This window comes from Halomonas sp. GFAJ-1, from assembly GCF_000236625.2.
GTDB lineage: Bacteria > Pseudomonadota > Gammaproteobacteria > Pseudomonadales > Halomonadaceae > Vreelandella.
This window is the reverse complement of sequence record NZ_AHBC01000096.1, coordinates 1-1,403: the sequence shown is the minus strand read 5'-3', so window position 1 is coordinate 1,403 and position 1,403 is coordinate 1. Positions and strand designations below refer to the sequence as shown.

Here is a 1,403-nt window from a genome sequence, read left to right as displayed (position 1 = left end):
TGTGAGGCCATACCGTTCGTCATCAGGAAATTGCGCTGTGATGAGATRGCATTGATCTTGCCCAGTAACAGTGGACACCTCAAGAATGTAATACGCTACGATGAGGTGAACAATGGCAAGATCGACGACATCAATGAAGAAAAAATCCTATACCCGTTATTCAGATGCCTATCGGCAAGAAGCGTTAGCGCTTGCTGATCGCATAGGCGTCGCTGCAGCAGCTCGTGAACTGGGCACGGCTGCGGCGGTAATCCCCCCATTTATAACCGGGGCGATAAGTAGAGTTGGTTAGGCAGCCATAGTCACTTTCTGTTTGGGTGTTATCCCACCCAATGCCATGTTCGGTCGCTCGTGGTTGTACGTCCAGAGCCAGCGTGTGGCAAAATCCTGTACTTCAGCGATTGAGTCGAACAGATAATGGCTCAACCAATCATAACGGACTGTTCGATTGTAGCGTTCAATGTAGGCATTCTGCTGTGGTTTGCCAGGTTGAATGTACAGCAGCTCAATGCCGTTTTGCTTCGCCCAGCGGGTTAGTTTGCCACTGATGTATTCCGGGCCGTTGTCGCATCGAATGGCCTTAGGCCGGCCACGCCATTCGATCAACTGGTTTAAGGAGCGTATCACGCGCTCTGCTGGCAGTGAGAAGTCAGCATCAATGATCAGGCCTTCCCGGTTGTAATCATCGATCACGTTGAACAACCGATACGTTCGGCCATCGGCCAACTGATCATGCATGAAGTCCATCGACCAGCAGTCGTTTAAAGCAGTGGGTACGACCAATGGCGCTGGCTTTTCACGCACCAGTCGCTTTTTCGGCTTGATGCGTAAGTTCAGCTCCAATGCCCGGTAAATTCGGTAGACACGCTTATGGTTCCAGCGAAAGCCTTTCACGTTGCGCAGATACAAGTAACACAGCCCAAAGCCCCAGTTACGCTGATTGTGGGTCAGGCGCACTAGCCAGTCAGCGATAACAGCGTTCTCATGGCTAAGCTTCGCCTGATAGCGGTAACAGGTTTCACTGATCCCGAAAACCTGACAGGCCAGCCGAATACTACAGCAGCCGGCCTCAACGACATTCTTTGCCATCTCGCGGCGTTGAGATGGCTTTACCACTTTCCCTCGAGGGCTTCCTGGCGCAGCTCTGCCTTCAACCGCTCTTCGGCATACATCTTCTTGAGGCGCTGGTTCTCGTCTTCCAACTCCTTGAGGCGCTTCATCATGGACGTGTCCATACCACCGTACTTGGAGCGCCATTTATAAAATGAGGCGCTGCTCATGCCGTGCTCGCGACATAGTTCGGGGACAGGCACACCAGACTCAGCCTGCTTCAAAATCGCCATAATCTGGCTGTCAGTAAAACGTGATTTGCGCRTGTGAAATCTCCTGTTTTTTCAGGTTAC

Annotated in this window: 1 protein-coding gene and 1 pseudogene; one reads left to right on the top strand and one right to left on the bottom strand. The window is 51.8% G+C overall.

The genetic code is table 11. From position 1 onward, the window contains the following. Window positions 1-112: 112 nt before the first annotated feature. A pseudogene (locus MOY_RS17640) lies at window positions 113-232 on the top strand (IS3 family transposase); the annotation flags it as partial. Window positions 233-288: 56 nt separating this feature from the next. Here MOY_RS17640 and MOY_RS16515 read toward each other — a convergent pair. Then, a protein-coding gene (locus MOY_RS16515) for an IS3 family transposase (protein WP_443134870.1) occupies window positions 289-1,343 on the bottom strand; the annotation gives its coding sequence in 2 pieces (ribosomal slippage) (window positions 289-1,121 and window positions 1,121-1,343; 1,056 coding nt in all). Between the last annotated feature and the right edge of the window lie 60 nt (window positions 1,344-1,403).